This window comes from Streptomyces sp. NBC_01255 (genome assembly GCF_036226445.1).
Taxonomy (GTDB): domain Bacteria; phylum Actinomycetota; class Actinomycetes; order Streptomycetales; family Streptomycetaceae; genus Streptomyces.
Genome location: NZ_CP108474.1, coordinates 128,268 through 148,634 on the forward strand (window position 1 = coordinate 128,268; position 20,367 = coordinate 148,634).

General features: G+C 72.5%; 20 protein-coding genes. 5 read left to right on the forward strand and 15 right to left on the reverse strand.

What is annotated here, in order from left to right:
• Positions 1–67: 67 nt before the first annotated feature.
• Complete coding sequence (locus tag OG357_RS00475; protein ID WP_329625447.1) at positions 68–1,228, reverse strand: sensor histidine kinase; 1,161 nt, start codon at positions 1,226–1,228, stop codon at positions 68–70.
• 299 nt (positions 1,229–1,527) lie between these two features.
• Between OG357_RS00475 and OG357_RS00480 the strand changes: the two genes are divergently transcribed.
• From OG357_RS00480 to OG357_RS00495, 4 genes are all read left to right on the forward strand, one after another.
• The gene (locus OG357_RS00480) at positions 1,528–2,082 is read left to right on the forward strand and encodes a GlcG/HbpS family heme-binding protein (protein ID WP_329619163.1); all 555 of its coding nucleotides are present in this window, start codon (positions 1,528–1,530) and stop codon (positions 2,080–2,082) included.
• A gap of 81 nt (positions 2,083–2,163) precedes the next feature.
• Positions 2,164–2,757, forward strand: coding sequence for an ankyrin repeat domain-containing protein (locus OG357_RS00485; protein WP_329619164.1), 594 nt, complete (start codon positions 2,164–2,166; stop codon positions 2,755–2,757).
• A gap of 202 nt (positions 2,758–2,959) precedes the next feature.
• Complete coding sequence (locus OG357_RS00490; RefSeq protein WP_329619165.1) at positions 2,960–4,498, forward strand: FadD3 family acyl-CoA ligase; 1,539 nt, start codon at positions 2,960–2,962, stop codon at positions 4,496–4,498.
• A 13-nt stretch (positions 4,499–4,511) separates the two neighbouring features.
• On the forward strand, positions 4,512–6,128 hold the full coding sequence (locus OG357_RS00495; protein WP_329619166.1) for a flavin-containing monooxygenase: 1,617 nt from the start codon (positions 4,512–4,514) through the stop codon (positions 6,126–6,128).
• Positions 6,129–6,214: 86 nt separating this feature from the next.
• Here OG357_RS00495 and OG357_RS00500 read toward each other — a convergent pair whose 3' ends face one another.
• From OG357_RS00500 to hsaA (OG357_RS00540), 9 genes are all read right to left on the reverse strand, one after another.
• Positions 6,215–7,132, reverse strand: coding sequence for an alpha/beta hydrolase (locus OG357_RS00500; protein ID WP_329619167.1), 918 nt, complete (start codon positions 7,130–7,132; stop codon positions 6,215–6,217).
• Positions 7,129–7,893: a glucose 1-dehydrogenase gene (locus OG357_RS00505; protein WP_329619168.1), complete on the reverse strand. Its 765-nt coding sequence runs from the start codon at positions 7,891–7,893 to the stop codon at positions 7,129–7,131. Before OG357_RS00505 ends, OG357_RS00500 begins: the two co-directional genes overlap by 4 nt.
• Complete coding sequence (locus OG357_RS00510) at positions 7,893–9,593, reverse strand: FAD-dependent oxidoreductase (protein WP_329619169.1); 1,701 nt, start codon at positions 9,591–9,593, stop codon at positions 7,893–7,895. The genes OG357_RS00505 and OG357_RS00510 overlap by 1 nt, the downstream gene beginning before the upstream one ends.
• Positions 9,594–9,607: 14 nt before the next feature.
• Positions 9,608–10,477: a MaoC/PaaZ C-terminal domain-containing protein gene (locus tag OG357_RS00515; RefSeq protein ID WP_329619170.1), complete on the reverse strand. Its 870-nt coding sequence runs from the start codon at positions 10,475–10,477 to the stop codon at positions 9,608–9,610.
• Positions 10,477–10,959, reverse strand: a complete 483-nt coding sequence (locus tag OG357_RS00520; RefSeq protein WP_329619171.1) for a flavin reductase family protein — start codon at positions 10,957–10,959, stop codon at positions 10,477–10,479. The genes OG357_RS00515 and OG357_RS00520 overlap by 1 nt, the downstream gene beginning before the upstream one ends.
• Positions 10,947–11,840, reverse strand: a complete 894-nt coding sequence (locus OG357_RS00525) for a VOC family protein (RefSeq protein ID WP_329619172.1) — start codon at positions 11,838–11,840, stop codon at positions 10,947–10,949. The genes OG357_RS00520 and OG357_RS00525 overlap by 13 nt, the downstream gene beginning before the upstream one ends.
• Before the next feature lie 40 nt (positions 11,841–11,880).
• Positions 11,881–12,756 (reverse strand): 4,5:9,10-diseco-3-hydroxy-5,9,17-trioxoandrosta-1(10),2-diene-4-oate hydrolase, encoded by an 876-nt coding sequence (gene hsaD / locus OG357_RS00530; RefSeq protein WP_329619173.1) that lies wholly within the window; start codon positions 12,754–12,756, stop codon positions 11,881–11,883.
• A 12-nt stretch (positions 12,757–12,768) separates the two neighbouring features.
• Complete coding sequence (hsaA, locus tag OG357_RS00535; protein ID WP_329619174.1) at positions 12,769–13,935, reverse strand: 3-hydroxy-9,10-secoandrosta-1,3,5(10)-triene-9,17-dione monooxygenase oxygenase subunit; 1,167 nt, start codon at positions 13,933–13,935, stop codon at positions 12,769–12,771.
• A 143-nt stretch (positions 13,936–14,078) separates the two neighbouring features.
• Positions 14,079–15,248, reverse strand: coding sequence for a 3-hydroxy-9,10-secoandrosta-1,3,5(10)-triene-9,17-dione monooxygenase oxygenase subunit (gene hsaA / locus OG357_RS00540; RefSeq protein ID WP_329619175.1), 1,170 nt, complete (start codon positions 15,246–15,248; stop codon positions 14,079–14,081).
• A gap of 208 nt (positions 15,249–15,456) precedes the next feature.
• Here hsaA (OG357_RS00540) and OG357_RS00545 point away from each other — a divergent pair, with 208 nt between their 5' ends.
• On the forward strand, positions 15,457–16,329 hold the full coding sequence (locus tag OG357_RS00545) for an IclR family transcriptional regulator (protein WP_329619176.1): 873 nt from the start codon (positions 15,457–15,459) through the stop codon (positions 16,327–16,329).
• Positions 16,330–16,410: 81 nt separating this feature from the next.
• Here the strand turns inward: OG357_RS00545 and OG357_RS00550 are convergent, their stop codons facing one another.
• The 5 genes from OG357_RS00550 to dmpG are packed head-to-tail and all read right to left on the reverse strand — an operon-like array spanning position 16,411 to position 20,356.
• Positions 16,411–16,797 carry an SDR family oxidoreductase gene (locus OG357_RS00550; RefSeq protein ID WP_329619177.1) on the reverse strand — a complete coding sequence of 129 codons (387 nt, stop codon included), beginning with the start codon at positions 16,795–16,797 and terminating at the stop codon, positions 16,411–16,413.
• A gap of 29 nt (positions 16,798–16,826) precedes the next feature.
• Positions 16,827–17,888: a ferredoxin--NADP reductase gene (locus tag OG357_RS00555; protein ID WP_329619178.1), complete on the reverse strand. Its 1,062-nt coding sequence runs from the start codon at positions 17,886–17,888 to the stop codon at positions 16,827–16,829.
• Positions 17,881–18,120 (reverse strand): hypothetical protein, encoded by a 240-nt coding sequence (locus tag OG357_RS00560; protein ID WP_329619179.1) that lies wholly within the window; start codon positions 18,118–18,120, stop codon positions 17,881–17,883. Before OG357_RS00560 ends, OG357_RS00555 begins: the two co-directional genes overlap by 8 nt.
• A 1-nt stretch (position 18,121) precedes the next feature.
• Positions 18,122–19,276: a Rieske 2Fe-2S domain-containing protein gene (locus tag OG357_RS00565; RefSeq protein ID WP_329619180.1), complete on the reverse strand. Its 1,155-nt coding sequence runs from the start codon at positions 19,274–19,276 to the stop codon at positions 18,122–18,124.
• Positions 19,277–19,303: 27 nt separating this feature from the next.
• Complete coding sequence (gene dmpG, locus OG357_RS00570; protein WP_329619181.1) at positions 19,304–20,356, reverse strand: 4-hydroxy-2-oxovalerate aldolase; 1,053 nt, start codon at positions 20,354–20,356, stop codon at positions 19,304–19,306.
• Between the last annotated feature and the right edge of the window lie 11 nt (positions 20,357–20,367).

Genomic DNA, 20,367 nt, shown 5'->3' on the forward strand with positions numbered 1-20,367 from the left:
ACCTCCCCCGACGGCACGGCACGGGATTTTCGCCGGCCGTGGCGATCAAGAGGTGGCACTCCGGGGGTCATGACGGCAGAGGGACGGCGGCGGAGAGCACGGTGCCTTCGCCGGGGGTCGATTCGACGGCGAGGGTGCCGCCGAGCTGCCGCACGCGGGCGCGCATTGCGGGCAGGCCGTGGCCGCGTACGCCGCCCGGACTGTCGGTGGGCCGCTCGGTGGGGGTGAAGCCGCGGCCGTCGTCGGCGACGTCCAGGACGACGTGGTCGTCGAGGTACGTCAGGGTGAGGGCCGCGGCGGTGGCGTCGGCGTGTTCGCGGATGTTGGCGAGAGCGCCCTGGGCGATGCGCAGCAGCGCGGACTGTACGCGTTCCGGGAGGGGCGTGGCGGGGGCGCCGTCCTGGTGGAAGCGGACCTGGAGGCTGTCGGAGGTCTCCCGGTCGGCGAGGGTGCGCAGCGCGTCCTCGAGGCCGCCGCCGTCGGCGAGGTCGGCGGGGGCGAGGTCCTGGACGAAGCGGCGGGCCTCGGTCAGGTTGTGTTCGGCGATGGAGGCGGCGGTACGGACGTGCCGCCGGGCGGCCACGGGGTCGGTGTCCCAGAGCCGGTCGGCGGCCTGGAGGAGCATCTGCTGGCTGGACAGGCCCTGCGCGACGGTGTCGTGGATCTCCATGGAAATCCGCTGGCGCTCGGCGAGGGTGCCCTCGCGGCGCTCGGTCGCGGCGAGTTCCCGGCGGGTGCGGACGAGGTCGGTGATGACGGTCCGCAGCCGGTCGGCCTGTCGCTGGGCGTAGATGAACATCGCCGTGGCGACGGCGGCGATGGCCGGCGGTGAGAACAGCAGGTTGGGGTCGAAGCCGAAGCGCAGCCGCAGTTTGACCTGTGCGGCTACGACGGCGGCGGTCAGCAGCGCGACGAGGATGACCGCCGGCCGGGTGCGCAGGGAGCGCAGGCCGGTGTAGAAGAGCGGCACCGCGCAGTAGCCGAAGCTCGGCGCCAGCACCACCAGCGTGAGCCAGGTGCCGATCACGGCGGTCAGCCAGAGCACGGCGGCGGCGGTAAGGGCGCCGGAGGTGGCGGACCGCTGGGGTCCCAGGACCGGGCCCAGGACGTAGAGCAGGGCGAGGACGACCGCGAGGACGATCACCCAGGGGGTGGCGGGCGCGCCGGGGTGGACGATCAGGTAGCGGGTCAGTGACGAGCAGAGGAGGACGAAGAAGGCCACGTGCATCACGGTCGCGAGCCAACCCGCGTCGGGGTCGGCCGCCTCCTCGCCGAGGGGTGACCGTTCGTTCGTCCGCACTGCTTCGCTCCTCGCCGCCGACCGCTTCTCCCGAGGCCAGGCTATCCGGAATGATCTATTCCGTATCAACCGATCGGTTGACCCCCGGGTCCTCCGCAGGGGGCGCCGGAGGCAGCCCGTAAGCCGACCGTCCACGGCCCGGGGCGGCACCAGGATGGAGTGCAGAGCGGGAACGCAGAGAGCTTCCCGAAGCCCCTCAGAGGGCGCATCCCAAGGAGCTGACGACCGTGAAGAAGCTGTCCCTGCGCACCCGTGTCCTGACCGGTACCCTCGCCGCCGCCGCGCTGGCCGCCGGCACGTTCGGCGCGGTCTCCGCCAACGCCGCCACCCCGGCCGCCGCCCCCGCCGCGGTCACGGCCGACGCGAAGAACAAGAACACGACGGAGTCGACGCACCTGACGATCGCGGCCGCGACGAAGGCCGCGCAGGCCACCCTTGACGCCGCCGAGAAGGAGAACCAGCGCGTCTCCGTCGCCGTCGTCGACCGCAACGGCAACACCCTCGTCACCCTCCGCGGCGACGGCGCCGGCCCCCAGTCCTACGAGTCCGCCGTGAAGAAGGCGTACACCGCCGTCTCCTGGAACGCCCCCACCTCCGAGCTCGCCAAGCGCCTGACGAACGCGCCCACGCTCAAGGACATCCCCGGCACCCTCTTCCTCGGCGGCGGCGCCCCCGTCACCGCCAAGGGCGCACCCATCGCAGGCATCGGCGTCGCCGGCGCCCCCTCCGGCGACCTCGACGAGAAGTTCGCCCAGGCCGGCGTCGCCAGCCTCGGCAAGTAGCACCCCTCTCTGACTCCGGCGGCATCCGGTCCCCCCGTCCGGGTGCCGCCGGCCTTATTCGTACCGGCATGGAGGAACGAGATGGACGACCGCAACCGCCGCCTGCTGACGGCCGCCCGCCGGGGCGACGCCGGTGAGGTCCGCGCCGCCCTGGACGCCGGGGCGCGGGTGGAGGCCCGTGACGAGGAGCTGCGCTCCCCGCTGCTCCTCGCCGCGCTCGGCAGTCATGTCGAGGCGGCCCGTGTGCTGGTCGCGGCCGGGGCCGATCCGAACGCCCAGGACCGCCGCCACGACAGCGCGTGGCTCGTCACCGGCGTGACCGGGAGCGTCCCGATGATGCGCGCGCTCCTGCCCGCGGGCCCGGATCTGGCGCTGCGCAACCGCTTCGGCGGGATCTCCCTGATCCCGGCGAGCGAACGCGGTCACGTCGCCTACGTCCGCGCGGTACTGCGGGAGACCGAGATCGCCGTCGACCACGTCAACGACCTCGGCTGGACGGCCCTCCTCGAAGCCGTGATCCTCGGCGACGGCGGTCGCCCGCACCAGGAGGTCGTCGCACTCCTCCTCGCCGCCGGCGCCGACCCGGAACTCGCGGACGCCGACGGCGTCACAGCCCTGCGGCACGCGCGACGCCGCGGCTTCGACGCGCTCGCGGCCCTGCTCGCCGACGCCTGACATCCGCCGGCGCCTCGCCGTCGCCTCACGTGCCGCGCAAGGCCTCGGCGGGCGCCGGACGGAAGATCGTCCGGCACCTTCCCGGTGAGCGGGAACTGGCTCCTGCGCCGGGCCGCCCATCCCTGCCAGGCTCCGGACCGCTGTGGTTCCGGGCCCGCGACCCCCACGAGGGGCCGGGCGGCAGGGGAGGACGTGACGGATCATGACAGGCGCGCAGACGGTCGCCCGGCTCGCGGACCGGGCCGCTGAGAGGTACGGGGACGAGGAGGCCCTCGTCTTCGGCGAGGACCGCTGGACGTTCGCGGAGTTGCGGGACCGGGTCGACCGGGTGGCACGCGCGGTGATCGCCCAGGGGGTGCGGCCCGGCGACTCGGTCGCCGTGTGGGCGCCCAACAGCGCGCGCTGGGTGGTGGCCGCGCTGGGCGCGGTGGCCGCGGGCGGGGTGCTCGTCCCGGTGAACACCCGTTACAAGGCGGCCGAGGCCGCCGACATCCTGCGCCGCTCCCGCACCCGGCTCCTCTTCACCGAGCACGACTTCCTCGGTACGGACTACCGGGCCGTGCTCACGGCATCGGGCGAGGAACTCCCGCTGCTCGAACGGACCGTGACCCTGCACTCCGGTGCGTGGGACCGGTTCCTGTCGGGCGCGGACCGCGTGACCGGAGAGGAACGGCTGGCCCGGAGCGCCGCCGTCCGCCCCGAGGACACCGCCGACATCCTCTTCACGTCCGGGACCACCGGGCGACCCAAGGGCGTCCCCACCACCCACGCACAGAACCTTCGCGTGTACGACGCGTGGGCCCGCGCGGTCACCCTCCGGCGCGGCGACCGCTATCTCCTCGTGAACCCGTTCTTCCACACCTTCGGCTACAAGGCGGGCGTCCTCGCCTGTCTGCTGCACGGGGCCACGATCGTCCCCGAGCGGGTCTTCGACGCGGAGACCGTCCTCGGCCGCATGCGGGACGAGCGGATCTCCGTCCTGACCGGCGCGCCCACCGTCTTCACCTCGCTCGTCCACCACCCCCGGCGGGCGGCGTACGACCTGTCGTCGATGCGGATGGCCGTCACGGGTGCGGCCAACATCCCCACCGCGCTCATCGGACAGATCAGGTCGGACATCGGCGCGCGGAACGTCAGCACCGCGTACGGACTGACCGAGTCGACAGGTGTGGTCGCGATCTGCCGGCCGCACGAGTCCCCCGAGACCCTGGCCGGTACCTCCGGAACGGCTCTGGAGGGCACGGAGCTGCGCGTCGACGCGCCGCCCGGGGAGCCCGGGGAGATCCTCACCCGTGGCCACCACGTCATGCACGGCTACCTCGACGACCCCGAAGCCACCGCCGAGGCCGTCGACGCGGACGGCTGGCTGCACACCGGGGACGTCGGCGTCCTCGACGAACGCGGATTCCTGCGGATCACCGACCGCCTCAAGGACATGTTCGTGGTCGGCGGGTTCAACGTGTACCCGGCCGAGGTGGAGCACGTGCTGCGCGGCCATCCGGCGGTCCTGGACGCGGCGGTCGTGGGCGCGCCGGACGAACGGCTCGGGGAGGTCGGCGTCGCCTACTGCGTACCGGCGGCAGGGGCTCGTATCGACGCGGCGGACCTGACCGCGTACACGCGGGAGCGGCTGGCCAACTTCAAGGCCCCGCGGGCCTTCCACTCCGTGCCGGCGCTCCCCCACAACGCCGCCGGAAAGGTCGACAAGGCCGCCCTGCGCCGGCGGACCACCACCAGCTGAGGAGAGTACGAACGTGAACGACAGCATCACCGACTCCGTCGACATCGTGGTCGTCGGAGCAGGCGTCACCGGCCTGTACGCCGTCCACAAGCTGCGCGGCCTCGGCTACCGCGTGCGCGGTTTCGAGCGCGGGGACGACGTGGGCGGCGTCTGGTACTGGAACCGGTACCCGGGCGCCCGCTGCGACGTCGAGTCCGTGGACTACTCGTACTCCTTCGACGAGGAGCTCCAGCAGGAGTGGGACTGGAGCGAGAAGTACGCCACCCAGCCGGAGATCATGCGCTATCTGCGCCATGTCGCCGACCGCTTCGACCTCCGCCGCAGCTACACCTTCGCCACCTCGGTGACCTCGGCCGAGCTGGACGAGAGGACGCTGCGCTGGACGGTGCGCACGGACGGCTGCGAGGTGATCTCGGCCCGGTTCTGCGTGTACGCCGTCGGCTGCCTGTCCAGCACGCACGTGCCGGACATTCCTGGGATCGCGGAGTTCGGCGGCGCCACGTACCACACCGGCGCCTGGCCGCACGAGGGCGCGGACTTCACCGGTCTGCGTGTCGGTGTCATCGGCACGGGTTCCTCCGGCATCCAGGCCATCCCGCTGATCGCCGAGCAGGCGGCCCATCTGACCGTCTTCCAGCGCAGTGCCAACTACAGCATCCCGGCCGGCAACGCGCCGCTGGACGAGGAGACGCGCGTACGGCAGAAGGCCGGCTACGCCGAGCGGCGGCGTCTCTCCCGGCTCAGTGGTGGCGGCTCGCCTCATGCGGCGCACCCGTCCCGGACGTTCGAGGTGTCCGAGGACGAGCGGCGGGCGGCGTTCGAGAAGCGCTGGGAGCTGGGCGGTGTCCTGTACTCCAAGACGTTCCCGGACCAGTTGACCGACCGGGCGGCCAACGAGGCGGCGCGCGCGTTCTGGGAGGAGAAGGTCCGCGCCCTCGTCGACGACGAGGACTCCGCCGGTCTCCTCGTCCCCACCGACCACCCGATCGGCACCAAGCGGATCGTCACCGACTCGCACTACTACGAGACGTTCAACCGCGACGACGTGCGCCTGGTGAGCCTGCGCGAGAACGCCATCGAGCGGGTCGACGGCAGCGGGGTCGTCCTGGCCGACGGAACCCGGGTGGAGCTGGACGCGATCGTGTTCGCGACCGGCTTCGACGCGATGACCGGCGCGATCGACCGGATCGACGTCCGGGGGCGCGGCGGGCGGAGGCTGAAGGATGTCTGGAGCGCGGGCCCCCGCACGTATCTGGGCCTCGGTGTCGACGGCTTCCCGAACCTCTTCAACCTCACCAGTGCCGGCAGCCCGTCCGTCATGGCCAATGTGGTCCTGTGCGCCGAGCAGCACGGTGACTGGCTCGGCGACTGTCTGCGCCACCTCGACGCGTACGGCTACCGGGGCATCGAGGCGAGCGCGGAGGCCGTGGAGGAGTGGGTCGCGCAGTGCCGCGACCGGGCGGCCGCCACGCTCTTCCCGGCGGCGAACTCCTGGTACCTCGGGGCCAACATCCCGGGGAAGCCACGGGTGTTCATGCCGTTCATCGGGGGTTTCGGGGTGTACGGGGACATCATCGCGGACGTGGCGGACTCGGGGTACAAGGGGTTCGACCTGATCACCACCGTCTGACACGCGCGCGACGCGGCGATACGCCTCCGCCCCCACCGGATCCGGTGGGGGCGGAGGCGTACGGGTGCGCGCCCGTCGTGCGGTGGTCAGTGCGGGCCGAGCGCGGCGCGCAGGAAGCCGAACGCGGTCGCGCGGGCCTCGGCGGCCTCGGGCAGGCCGTCGGCCGCCATGGTGAGGAAGCCGTGGAACATCCCCGCGTAGTGGTGGGCCTCCACGGGGACGCCTGCGGCGGTGAGGGCCGCCTCGTACGCCTGGCCGTCGTCCCGCAGGGGGTCGAAGCCGGCGGTGACGAGGTGGGTCGGCGGGAGCCCGGACAGGTCTGCGCCGGCCAGCGGGGCGGCGTAGGGGTCGGTCCGGTCCGCGCGCTCCGGCAGGTACGCGTCCCAGTACCAGCGCAGATGGTCGGAGGTGAGGAAGTGGCCCTGGCCGTTCTCGCGGTGCGAGGGCCGGGAGCGGGTGGGGTCGAGCATCGGGTAGTAGAGCGCCTGGCACACGATGCGGGGGCCGCCCCGGTCACGGGCGAGCAGGGTCAGGACGGTGGCGAGGTTGGCGCCCGCGCTGTCCCCCGCGACGGCGATACGGCGGTCGGGGAACGTCTCCGCCGCCCACAGCAGCGCCGTGTAGGCGTCCTCGGGGGCGGCGGGGAAGGGGTGCTCGGGGGCGCGGCGGTAGTCCACCGAGACGACGGTCGCGCCCGTGGCCAGGGCCAGGGCGCGGCAGAAGCCGTCGTGGCTCTCCAGGTCGCAGAGGACGAAGCCGCCCCCGTGGCAGTACAGGATCACGGGGGCGTTCTCGTGGACGCCGGGGTCGTAGACGCGTACGGGTACGCCGGCGGCGTCCTGGTCCGCGACGCCGGCGACGGGCAGCGGGGTGACCGGGGGCCTCGGGCGGGCGGCGAAGAAGGCCCGTATCTCGGCGATGTCCGTCATCTCCGTTCCCAGCGGCGGGAAGTGGGCGGTGGCCAGGTCGATGAGGGCCTGGACCTCGGGGGTGGGCCGGGTCATGCGTCCTCTCCCTTCGGGGGCAGGGCCGGCATCCGGCCGGCCGACGCCCCGCCGTCCACGGCGAGTTCGGCGCCGGAGAGGTACGAGGCGTCGTCGGAGGCGAGGAAGGCGACGAGGCGGGCGACCTCGTCGGGCTCCCCCACGCGGCCGAGCGGCGCGGCCGGGTGGACCGTGGTGCCGAGGTGGGCGGTCATCGCGGTGGCGATGGCCCCGGGGTGGACGGAGTTGACGCGGATGCCGTCCGGGCCGAGTTCGAGGGCGGCGGTCTTGGTGAGGCCGCGCAGTCCCCATTTCGCGGCTCCGTAGGCGCCGTGCCCCCAGATGCCCTGGAGGCCGGCCTGCGAGGAGATGTTCACGATGGACCCGCCGCCGTTCGCCCGCATCGCCCCGGCCGCGGCGCGGATGCCGAGGAACGGGCCGATCAGGTTGACCCGGAGGAGCGCCTCCACGCGGGCCGGGTCCTCGTCGACGATGGGCGAGGTGGAGTAGATCGCGGCGTTGTTGACGAGGACGTCGAGCCGGCCGAAGGTGTCGACGGCGGTGGCCACCGCGGCGGCCCAGGAGTGCTCGTCGGTCACGTCGTGCCGTACGAATCGGGCGGCGGGGCCGAGGGACGCGGCCGTCGCCTCGCCCTCCGCTTCGAGGACGTCGGTGAGGACGACCCGCGCCCCGAGGGCGACGAGGAGACGGGCTTCGGCCTCGCCCATGCCGCGGGCCGAGCCGGTGACCAGGGCGACCTTCCCGGTGAGGTCGGCGGGCATCAGCGGCTCCCCTGGTCGGCGCGGGTGCGGGCGATGTCGTTGACGGCGAGCCAGCTGAAGGTCATGGCGGGGCCGATGGTCGCGCCCGGCCCGGGGTAGGTCTCGCCCATGACCGCCGCCGAGACGTTGCCGGAGGCGTACAGGCCGTCGATCGGGGTGCCGTCCTCGCGCAGTACGCGGGCCGTCGCGTCGGTGACGAGGCCGCCCTTGGTGCCGATGTCGCCCGGATGGACGGGGATCGCGTGGAAGGGCCCCTTCTCCAGTGGCGCCAGGTTGGGGTTGGGGAGCGTCGGGTCGCCGTAGTAGCGGTCGTAGACGCTGTCGCCGCGGTGGAAGTCCTCGTCGCGTCCGGCGCGTGCGAAGCCGTTGAAGCGGTCGACCGTGGAGCGCAGTCGCTCCGGGGCGACGTCGATCCGTACGGCCAGTTCCTCCAGGGTGGCGGCCTTCTTGACGAATCCGCTCTCCAGCCACGGCTTGGGGAAGGGCTGGCCGGGGAGCAGGCCCATGAAGAGGTAGCGGGACTTGGCCGCGGCGTCGAGGATCAGCCAGGACGGGACGGTGGTCGCCCCGGGCTTGTCGTTGGCGTACATGGCGTCCACGAACTCGTGGTACGGCGCGGCTTCGTTGGCGTAGCGGTCCCCCGCTCCGTCGACGATCACCATGCCGGGGACGCCGCGGTCGGCGACGAGGAAGAACGGCTTGCCCTCGGGCACCACGACCGACGGCGCGCCCCACACCTTGTCCATGAGGTCGGTCCCGGCGCCGAGCGCCGTGGCCAGCTCCAGGGCGTCGCCGGTCTGTCCGTCGGCGGCGGCGCTCCACTCGCTGGAGGTGGGCGCCGGCAGGTGTTTCTCCCGCAGGCGCTGGTCGTGCGAGAAGCCTCCGGAGGCGAGGACGACGCCGCCGGTCGCCCGGATCGTGAGGTCGCGGCCGTCTCGGAGGACGCGGATCCCGGTGATCCGGCCGTCCTCCTCCAGCAGGCCGGTCAGCGGCGCGGACAGCCACAGGTCGCCGCCGAGGGTGGCCAGCGAGTGCCGCATGCGGGCGATCAGTGCCTCGCCGAGGGAGAGCAGTTGCTGTCCGGAGAGCAGGGCCTTGACCGCCCGGCCGCCGACCCGGGCGGCGGTCCGCCGGCCGGCCCAGGTCCGGCCGACCATGTTGAGCCGGCGGAAGTCCTTGGAGGTGATGGTGAGGCCGTAGGTGGGGAGTCCGGCCCTGCGCATGGTGGCGCGCTGTTCCGGATCCAGCGTCTTGAGGTCGAAGATCTGGGGTTCGATGGAGCGGCCCTGCGGGTAGCCGCCGAGCCGCTCGGGGTAGTAGTCGGAGTAGCCGGGGGTGTAGACGAACCTGACGGTGGTGCGGTCGTGGAACTCCCGCACCATCCGGGGTCCGTGCGCGAGATAGGCATCTTTGCGCGCGGCGGGTACGCGGTCGCCGACGGTGGCGTCGAGGTAGGCGCGGGCCTTCTCGGGGGTGTCGCCGAGCCCGGCGGCGTCCAGGTGGAAGTTGTTCGGCACCCAGATGGCACCGCCGGACAGGGCGGTCGAGCCGCCGTAGACGTCGGTCTTCTCCACCACCAGGACGGTCAGTCCGCGGAGCCGGGCGGTGAGGGCCGCGGCCATCCCGGCGGAGCCGGAGCCGACCACGACCACGTCGTACGTGTGGTCCCAGGTGTCGTTCATCGGGTTCTCCCTCGTCATCGGGTTCTCCCTGGTCAGCGGGGGGTGATCAGGGCGTCGGTGAGGACCGGCGCGTCGTCGCGTTCCGCTGCGCCGGCCGTCAGCCGGTAGCCGTCGGCCGTGTCCCAGACGCGCAGCCGCAGGGTCTCCCCCGGGTGGAACACGCCGGCGAAGCGGGTGCGGCAGCCGGCGACCGCGCTCGCTTCGGCGTCGAGGAGGCGGTCGGTGACGGCCTTGACCGCCATCCCGAAGGTGCAGAGGCCGTGCAGGACGGGACGGTCGTAGCCCGCGCGGCGGGCGGTGGCGGGGTCGGCGTGCAGCGGGTTCCAGTCCCCGGTGAGCCGGTAGAGCAGGGCCTGCTGACGGAGCGTCGGGATCTCCAGGAGCAGGTCGGGTGCCCGGTCCGGCGCGGGGAGGCGGTCGGAAGGACCGCGGTCGCCGCCGAAGCCTCCCTCCCCGTGGACGAAGATCTGGTTGCGCTGGGTGAGGAGGGGCGCGCCGTCCTCGCCGAGGAGCGTGGACTCCTGGACGATGACGGCGGCCCTGCCCTTGTCGTACACGTCCGTCACCCGGGTGACGGCGGTCCCCCGGGCGGCGGCGGGCAGCGGACGGTGCGCGGTGATCTCCTGGCCGCCGTGCAGGACGGCGGCCAGGTCGATGTCGACGCCTGGCAGGTCGAAGACCTGGAATCCGACGCCTCCCGTGCCGCCCGCGACCACGCCGAACGTGGGCAGGACCTGGAGCCCCCGCTCGTGTCCCTCGAAGACGTAGCGCAGCTCGCGCGGGTCGGTCTCGGGGACGCCTGCGCCGAGCGCCAGGTGGTAGAGCCGCACGTCGCGCTCGTCCCACACCACCTCGGTGCGTACGGGCGGGGCGGATGTCGCCTTGTCGACGTCGATGGGCATCAGAACGCCCCGACGGCGTAGCGGCTGCGGAAGAACAGCAGCGGCCGGCCGTCCTCGCGGGCGTCGAGCGCGACCACCTGGGCGGTGACCAGGGAGTGGTCACCGGCCTCGTGGACGGAGTGCAGTGCGCACTCGACGAAGGCGAGGGCTCCGTCGATCCGTACGGTCCCGTGCTCGCCGACGCTCCAGGGCACGTCCGCGAACTTGTCGGCTCCGCTGCGGCCGAGCGCGGCGCAGGTGTCCCGTTGCTCCTCGGCGAGGATGTTGACGCAGAACCGGCCCGCCCGCTCGATCCTCGGCCAGCTGCTTGAGGACTTGCCGACGGCGAGCATGACCAGCGGGGGGTCGAGGGAGAGCGAGGCGAAGGACTGGCAGGCGAATCCGACGGGTTCGCCGCCGTCGAGCGCGGCCACGACCGTGATGCCGCTGGCGAAGCGGCCGAGGACGTCGCGGAAGTCGGCGGGGTCGATCAGCCGTTCCACTGGTGGCCCCAGAAGCTGTCGGCGGTGATCTCCTTGGCGACCCAGGTGGCGGGGTCGACGATCAGGCCGTCCCAGCCGTACTCGACCTGGAAGCCGCCGGGCGCCTGGGCGTAGAACGACACCATCCGGTCGTTGGTGTGGCGGCCGAGGCTGGAGGCGATGGGGATGCCCGCGGCCTGGGTGCGGTCCAGGCCGCGGCCGACGTCGTCGAGGGTCTCCAGCTCGACCATGAAGTGCACGATGCCAGGGGGCAGGGCGCCGGGGTAGAGGCCCAGGCTGTGGTGGCGGCTGTTGGGGCTCAGGAAGTGCATCCAGTGGAAGTCCCGCTGCTCCGCGGCGGTCGGGACGGCCTGCGGCGGGAGCTTCATGGAGTCGCGGAGCTGGAAGCCGAGGAGGTTCTCGTAGAAGTCGAGTGCGGCCTCGATGTCCGGGACCGGGAGCACGACGTGGCCGAGGCCGAGGTCGCCGGTGACGAAGCGGTTGCCGTACGGGGTGCCGAGCGCGGAGTGGTCCTGGGCCTGGCCCCAGTAGATCTCCAGCGGGTTGCCGCAGGGGTCCGTGACGTGGATCAGGCCCTGGACGCGGCGCTCGGCGAGTTCGGACGCGTCGGCGGCCTTGACCACGACGCCCGCCTCCTCCAGTTCGGCGGCGGCGGTGGCGAGCGCTGCGGCGTTGGCCACCTCCCAGCCGGCCGCGAGCAGCCGGTCGCTGCCGCCCGCCTGGATGGCGATGCGGTAGGCGCGGTCGTCGACGCGCAGGAGGAGGGTGTCGTCGGTGGTGCCGGTCGCCTGCACCATGCCGAGCACGTCGAGTGCGTAGCGGCGCCACGCGTCGAGGTCGGTGGTCTCCAGCCGCAGGTATCCGAGGGCACGGATGTCCATGGTGATGCACCTTTTCCGTTCGTGGTGTCAGTTCGTGATGTCAGTGGGAGAAGAAGTCGAGCGCGAGGCGGTTGAACTCGTCGGCCTGCTCGACCTGGGCCCAGTGGCCGCAGTGCGGGAAGACGTGCAGGCGGGCGTCGGGGATGGTCTTGAGGGCGACGAGCGCGCCGTCGAGGGGGTTGACGCGGTCCTCGCGTCCCCAGGTGAGGAGCACCGGCTGGGTGATCCGGTGGGCCTCGCGCCAGAGCATGGCGTCCTCGGCCCAGGCGGGGTCGGCGAACGAGGCCCCCATGCGGGCGTTGCCGAGCCGGGTGTCGGGATCGTTCGCCGAGGCCCAGCGCTCCTCGACGAGTTCGTCGGTGACGATCGACCGGTCGTACGCCATGACGCCGAGGAACGCGCGGAGTTGCTCCTTGGTCGGCTCCGGGGCGGCGCTGAACTCGAAGAGCCGCTTGATGCCCTCGGTCGGGTCCGGGGCGAAGAGGTTGACGGAGACTCCGCCGGGGCCCATGAGGAGGAGCTTGGCGACCTTCTCCGGGTGGTTCAGGGCCATACGGGCGGCCGTGCCGCCGCCGAGCGAGTTGCCGACGAAGTGCGCCTGCTCTATGCCCAGTTCGTCCATCAGCGCGGCAACGGCGTCCGCGCTGTAGCTGAAGTAGTCCTTGTCGAGCTCCGGCTTGTCCGAGCGGCCGTAGCAGGGCTGGTCGACGAGGAGCGTACGGAAGTGCTCGGCGAAGACGGGGAGGTTGCGGCCGAAGTTGCTCCAGCCGGAGGCGCCGGGGCCGCCGCCGTGCAGCATGATCACGACGGGTGCCCGGTCCCGGCCCGCGGGTCCGGCCTCGTGGTAGTGGAGGGTGAGTCCCGCCGCCTTGGCGGTGCGGGACGTCGACGCGTGGGTGAGCTCTGCCTCTGCCATCGGGGGCACCTCTCAGGCCATGGTGTCGTGGATGTCGATGCCGAGCGCGCACTGCCCGTACATGACGAGGGCCCGCTCGGGGTCGTTGGCGGCGTGGCCGCGGCCGGTGTGGGCGTCGCGCCAGGCGCGCTGGACGGGGCTGGGCCCGGTGCGCATGGCGTTGCCGCCGGCGTTCTCCATGAGGAGGTCGACCCCCGCGACGCAGCGTTCGGTGGCGAGCACCTGGTCCCGGCGGGTGCGGGTGCGGAGCTCCATCGGGAGCTCCTCGTCGCGCTGCGCGTACGCGTACATCTCGCTGATGTTGCGGGTGATCTGGAGCCAGCTCGCGTCGATGTCACTGGCGGCGCGGGCGATGCGGACCTGCGCGAAGGGGTCCTCGGCGACCTTCTGGCCGTAGGAGACGCGGAACCGCTGCCGGGTGGCCTCGGTGTAGGAGTCGTAGGCGCCCTCGGCGATGCCGACGATCGGGGTGGTGATGGTGGTGGTGAACACCCCGGCGTACGGCAGCCGGTACAGCGGTTCCTGGTTGAGTGCGTGGCCGGGCACCTTCAGGGCGGTGACCGGTCCGAAGCTCAGGGCGCGGTGGTCGGGGACGAAGACGTCCTCGACGACGACGTCGTTGCTGCCGCTGCCGCGCAGGCCGACGGTGTCCCACACGTCGTCCACGCGGTAGTCGGAGCGGGGGATCAGGAAGGTGCGCATGTCCACCGGGTTGCCCGCGGCGTCGGGGACGAGGCAGCCGAGCAGGGCCCACTGGACGTGGTCGCAGCCGGAGGAGAAGTGCCAGCGGCCGGACAGCCGGAAGCCGCCGTCGACCGCGGTCGCCTTGCCGGTGGGGGCGTACGAGGAGGCGATACGGGTCTTGGGGTCCTCGCCCCACACCTCCTGCTGGGCGCGCGGGTCGAACAGGGCGACGTGCCACGGGTGGACGCCGACCACGGAGGCGACCCAGCCGGTCGAGCCGCACGCCTTGGCGATCTCCTTGACCGCCGTGTAGAAGACCAGCGGGTCCGCCGCCCGGCCGCCGAAGGCCGTGGGCTGGAGCAGCTGGAAGAAGCCGGTGTCCTCGATCTCCTTGATGGACGCGTCGGGTACGCGGCGCAGGGCCTCGGCCTCGGCCGCGCGCTCGCGCAGGCCGGGGGCGAGATCGCGGATCGCTGCCAGGACGTCGTCGGCCATGGGGCATCCCCTTTCGGGTCGTGGTGGGGGAAGTGCCAGGACCGTACGACGCGGTGTCGCGCAGCGAAATGCGGTGCTCCCACTGAGCGGGAAGGAGCGGCGGATGCGGCGCGGTGGAGGGGTGTCGTATACGGCGGTGGCGTTCAGAGCATCGGGTCGTGGACCGCGATGCCCAGGGCGTCCTGGCCGAAGAGGAGCAGGGCCCGCTCCACGTCGTTGGCCGCCTGCCCACGGCCGGTGTGGAGGTCCCGCCAGGCGCGCTGGAGGACGTCGGCGCCGCCGCGCATGGGGCTGCCCGCGGTGTTCTGCATCAGCAGGTCCACGGCCGCGATCGCGCGTTCGCTGGCGAGCGCCTGGTCGCGGCGGGCGCGTGCGCGCAGGGACGTCGACGGTTCCCGTCCGTCGCGGGCGACGGCGTACAGCTCGGCGGTGTTACGGGTCAACTGCAGCCGGCTCGCGTCGATGTCGCCGGCCGCGCGGGCGACACGTACCTGCGCGAAGGGGTCCTCGGCGACCCGCTGTCCGGAGGAGGCGCTCACACGCCCGCGGGCGGCGGCGACGTACTCCTCGTACGCCCCTTCGGCGATGCCGACCATGGCGGTCGAGATCGCGGTGGTGAAGACGGCGGCGTACGGCAGCCGGTACAGCGGCTCGGGGTTCGCCGAGTGTCCCGGGCAGCGCAATGCGGTCACCGGGCCGAAGCCGAGGGTCCGGTGGCCGGGGACGAAGGCGTCCTCGACCACGATGTCGTTGCTGCCGCTGCCGCGCAGGCCGACCGGGTCCCAGACGTCGTCGACGCGGTAGTCGGCGCACGGCACCAGGAACGTCCGCATGTCGACGGGCCGCCCCTCGGCGTCGGTGACGACACCGCCGAGGAGGGCCCACCGGGCGTGGTCGCAGCCTGCCGAGAGGTGCCACCGGCCGGACAGCCGGAAGCCGCCGTCGACCGTGGTGACGTTCCCGGTGGGGGCGTGGGAGGAGCAGACGCCGGTGGCTCGGTCCGGGCCCCAGACGTCCTCCTGGGCCTGTGGGTCGAAGAGGGCCAGGTGCCAGGGGTGGACGCCGAGGACGGCCGCGGCCCAGCCCGTCGAGCCGCACGCCTTGGCGATCTCCCGCAGCGCGGCGTAGAAGACGTCCGGGGCGGCGGCGAGTCCGCCGTACGCCCTGGGCCGGAGGAGCCGGAAGAAGCCGGCCTGTTCGAGCTCCTCGACGGTGGAGTCGGGCACGCGGCGCAGCGCCTCGGTGGCGGCCGCGCGCTCGCGCAGGGCGGGCGCGAGGGCGCGGACCGCGGCGAGAACGTCCTCTTCGCGCATGCACGTCCCTCCCGGATCCTGGGCCCGTCCTCCGAGGTCGCCTGCTGAGCTCGTCGTGCCGGGGCCGAATGACGTGAGGAAAACTACGCGTTACTGTTCCGAGACGGAACACCCTCTTCCCAGCCGCCGGGACACTCTGGCAATCTCCACGCAATACCGGAGATTGCGGACGCGGCCAAGGCTTCCGCCGTCCGTGTGGGAGGTGCCGATGGCGACGCCAACTGTCGAGGCCGGATGTCCGCCGCTGTCCCTGCTGGAGAAGGCGGCGAAGGTGCTGAGCGCCTTCCAGAGCGCGGGGCCCCGGCTGACTCTGACCGAGGTCGTGCAGCGTTCCGGCATCCGCCGGTCCTCCGCGCACCGCATCCTCGATCAGCTGGTGCAACTGCGCTGGCTGGAGCGCGAGGGCCGGGACTACCGGCTCGGCATGGGCATGCTGGAGCTCGGGGCGATGGCCTCGCACCACAACAGGCTGCGCCGGGCGGCGCTGCCCCATCTGCACGCCCTGCACGAGTCCACGGGCCACCTGGTCCATCTCACCGTGCTCGACGGCGCCGAGGTGGTCTATCTGGAGCGGATCGGCGGGTCGGACGACTCCGGCGTGCCCTCGCGGACGGGCGGGCGCCAGCCGGCGTACTGCACGGCGTCGGGCAAGGCGATCCTGGCCTTCAGCGACCCCTCCGTGACGGAGCAGGTGATCGCGCACGGACTGCGGCCGCGGACGCCCCGGACCATCACCCGCCCCGAGTCGTTCCGGGGCGAGCTGGCGATGGCGCGGGAGCGAGGGGTGGCGTTCGACCACGAGGAGGGGTTCCGGGGGGTCTTCTGCGTGGCCGCGCCGCTGCGTGGCGCGGGCCGGGCGATCGCCGCGATCTCGGTGTCCGGCAACGGCGTCCACCGCGACCTCGAACGGATCGCGCCCGCCGTGCGCGGCTGCGCCCGATCCGTCTGGCAGGCGATGTTCGGTCCGGGGCGGCACACGGAGAAGCAGCTGCAGCCGGCCGGGGCGAAGCCCGATCCGGAGTTCCCCCAGCCGTCGATGGACAACATGATGACCTGGCTGCGTTTCAGCGAGTGGATGTGACGGCTCCGTCCCCGGCGGACACGCGAAGGTGTCCGCCGGGGACGGAGTGGGACCGCCTCCGCCTGGGGGGCGGTCCAGGCGTCACCAGGTGCGGTCGCCGCGCAGGACCGCGTCGGCGCCTCCGTCGGCGAAGACGACCTGCCCGGTGACGTGGGTGTTCTCGGGCGAGACGAGCCACGCGATCAACGGGGCGATCTGTTCCGGGCGGGCGTGGCCGTGGAGCGGCATCGGCACGCTCCGTTCGACGAGTCCGCGCATCTCCGGGTCGTCCAGCAGGGGCCGGGTCAGCGGTGTGACGACCACGCCGGGGGCCACGGCGTTGAGCGGGATGCCCGCCCCTGCCCAGTCGTCGGTGATCGCGTCCTTGAGGTCGGCGCCGATGACGGCATGGCCCTGGGCCCGCAGGAGGGCGGCCGTGGCCTTGCCGATGCCGGAGGCCGATCCGGTGACCAGACAGGTACGAGGCATACGGGGTTCCTTGTCCGATGTCAGGAATGTCAGGAGTAGGTGATCGCGACCCTGTCGGTGAGCGGCAGGGCCTGACAGGCCAGGACGTATCCCTCGGCGATGTCCTCGTCGTCCAGGACGTCGTTGCGGAGCATCTTCACGTCGCCGGTCACGACCCGGCAGGTGCAGGCGCTGCAGGCGCCCTCCCGGCACGAGTACGGGGCGTCCATCCCGGCGGCCAGGAGCGCGTCGAGCAGCGGGGTGGCCCTTGGCCAGGCGAGGGTGCGGGTCTCGCCGTCGAGCTCCACCTCCGCCGTGCCGGCGCTGTCCGCCGTACTGTCGCCGACCGCCTGGGCGGGGATGTCGAAGACGTGGCCGCCCAGGGAGAAGAACCGCTCCCGGTGGATGCGGTGGCCCGGCGCGCCGACCGCGCGCAGCGCCTGCTCGACGGCGTCCATGAGCGGTTCAGGGCCGCAGACGAAGGCTTCTCGGCCGGCGTACGGCGCGAGTGCGGCGGCCAGCCGTTCCGCGCGGGGCAGGCCCTGGAGCGATTCCAGCCAGTGGAGCACGAGGAACCGGTCCGGGTGGTCGGCGGCCAGCTCCCGCAGCTCGTCGCGGAAGATGACCGAGGACTCGTCGCGGTTGGCGTACAGGAGGACGACCCGGCCCTGTCCCGCGGCGAGGGCCGACTTGGCGATCGAGAGCACCGGCGTGATGCCGCTCCCCCCGGCGGCGAGGAGCAGGTCGTCGTCGAGGGAGTCGGGGGTGAAGGTGCCGGCCGGGGGCAGCACCTCCAGCTCGTCGCCCGCCGCCAGGTGGTCGCACACCCAGTTGGAGCCGTGCCCGCCGGCCACCCGTTTGACGGTGACCTTCAGGGGTTCGCCGGTGTGGGGCGAGCTGGCGAGGGAGTAGCAGCGGGCGGCGGGCTTCCCGTCCGCCCCCGGCAGCTTGAGCGTGAGGAACTGCCCGGGGCGGTACGCGAAGCGGTCCACGCTTTCCGGCGGCGCCTGGAGCACCAGGGAGTGCGCGTCGGCCGTCTCGGCGATCACCTGGACGACGCGCAGCCGGTGGGTGCGCGCCCCGGGCCCTTGCTCGGCCGTCGGCTCAGGCATCGACGACCTCCAGGATGCCGTCCTCCACCGCGCGGTCGATGCTCGACCGCAGGGCCCGGCAGGTCCGTATCCGGGCGCTCGTCACGCCCTCGCTCACGCCCTCGCTCACCCGGTCGCGGAACTCGGCGCAGACGACGGCCGCGTCGGCGGTCCACTGCACGGAGGTGTGGGCCGGGCTGAACTTCTCGCACAGGACCTGGTTGCCGCAGGTCGCACACTCCACCGGTCGCATGTCAGGCTCCGGTCTCCGGCGCCGCCGCGCGGCGGGCGAGGTTCTCCTCGACCTCCGCGTGCCAGGCCTTGTTGGCGCGCTGGGTGTCGATCTCGAACTCGAAGCGGCGGGTCATCTCGTCCTTGACGTCGGCGACGTCGACGTAGAACTGCTCGTACCAGCGCCGCAGTTGGTAGACCGGGCCGTCTTCCTCGGTGAGCAGGGGGTTGTCGATCCGGGTCTTGTTCCTCCAGATCTCCACGTCCTGCTCGAATCCGACGGTCGTTCCCTCGGCGGTGAGCCGCGCGGCCTCGTCGGCCTGTTCCTCGGTCATCCCGGGGAGCCGCTTGACGATCGCCCCGTACTGGAGCAGGAAGCTGTTCTCGTCGATGGGGTAGTGGCAGTTGATCAGGACGACCTCCATCTCCATGCCGCCGCCGACGTCGCTGTAGAGGTGGTCGATCATGTAGGAGGGGCCGTAGTAGGAGGCGTCGGAGCGCAGGCGGCCGGCGCTGAGGGTGCCGAGTTCCATGTCGCCGCGGGGGCTGCTCTCCATGTACTGGGTGGCGACGTGCCCCTCGAAGACGTTCTTGAAGTACTCCGGAAAGGCGTAGTGGACGTAGTAGAAGTGCGCCATGTCGACGACGTTGTCGACGATCTCGCGGCAGTTGGAGCCCTCGACCCGCAGGGTCTTCCAGTTCCAGTCGCTCCACTGGTCCGCTTCGGGGCCGTGGACGCCGGCGATCTCGGGGACGGTGACCTCGGGCGGCGGGGGGTTGCCCTCGGGGTCGTGCCAGACGAAGAGCTGCTTGTTCCGCTCCAGGGTGAGCCAGGAGCGGGTCCTGGCGCGCGGCGGGACCCGGCGGGCGTACGGGATGCCGGCGCAGCGGCCGTCGCCCGCCCAGCGCCAGTCGTGGAAGGGGCAGGCGACGGCGTCGCCCTTGACGGTGCCGTGGGCGAGGTTGCCGCCCATGTGGGGGCAGTAGGCGTTGAGGACGTGTAGCTGCCCGTCGTCCGCGCCCTGGAAGACCACTAGCTTGGTGCCGAAGGCCTCGATCTCGTGCGGGTTTCCGTCCGTGAAGTCGTCGGCGAGGCCGAGGCAGTGCCAGCCGCGGGCGAAGCGCGCCGGCGGCCTGCCCGCCTCGATGACCCGGACCTCGTCGTTGAGAGCAGTCATCTCGTTGTCCCTTCGTGTGTGGAGGTTTCAGTTCCGCGCGGCGAGTTCCACGGCGATGTCGATGAGCTGGTCCTCCTGGCCGCCGACGAGGCGGCGTTCGCCCGCGCGCAGGAGGATCTCGGCACCGGAGACGCCGTAGCGCTCGGCCTGCCGGTAGGCGTGCTTGAGGAAGCTGGAGTAGACGCCGGCGTGGCCCATGAGCAGGGCGAGCCGGTCGAGCCGGCACTCCTCGTCCATGACCGGGCGGACCACGTCCTCCGCCGCGTCGATGATCTTCAGGACGTCGATGCCGGTGCGGATGCCCATCTTGGCGCAGACGGCGACGAGGGCCTCGACCGCGGTGTTTCCGGCGCCCGCGCCGAGCCGGCGGGTGGAGCCGTCGATCTGGAGCGCGCCCGCCTTGACGGCGGCGATGGAGTTCCCGGTGCCGAGGGCCAGGTTCTCGTGTCCGTGGAAGCCGACCTGGGCGTCGTCGCCGAGTTCGGCGACCAGGGCCTCGACCCGGGCGGTGACGTCGTCCATGACCATGGCGCCGGCGGAGTCGACGACGTACACGCACTGGCAGCCGGCGTCGGCCATGATCCGGGCCTGCCGCGCCAGGTTCTCGGGCGTCGTCGAATGGGCCATCATCAGGAAGCCGACGGTCTCCAGGCCCCGCTCGCGGGCGAGTCCGAAGTGCTGGACGGCGATGTCGGCCTCGGTGCAGTGGGTGGCGATGCGGCAGATGCTCGCGCCGTTGTCGTGCGCGGCCAGGATGTCGTCCTTGACGCCGAGTCCGGGGAGCATGAGGAAGGCGATCCGCGCCTGCCGGGCGGTGTCCACCGCGATCTTGATGAGTTCCTGTTCGGGCGTCTTGGAGAAGCCGTAGTTGAACGAGGAGCCGCCGAGTCCGTCGCCGTGGGTCACCTCGATCACCGGGACGCCGGCGTCGTCGAGGGCCGCGACGACGGACCGTACGTCCTCGCCGGTGAACTGGTGCCGTTTGGCGTGCGAGCCGTCGCGCAGCGAGGAGTCGGTGATCCGGATGTCGAGAGTGTCCGAGTAGGGGGTGTCGGAGTAGGCGGTGTCCGAGTAGGGCATGGGGTGGGGGC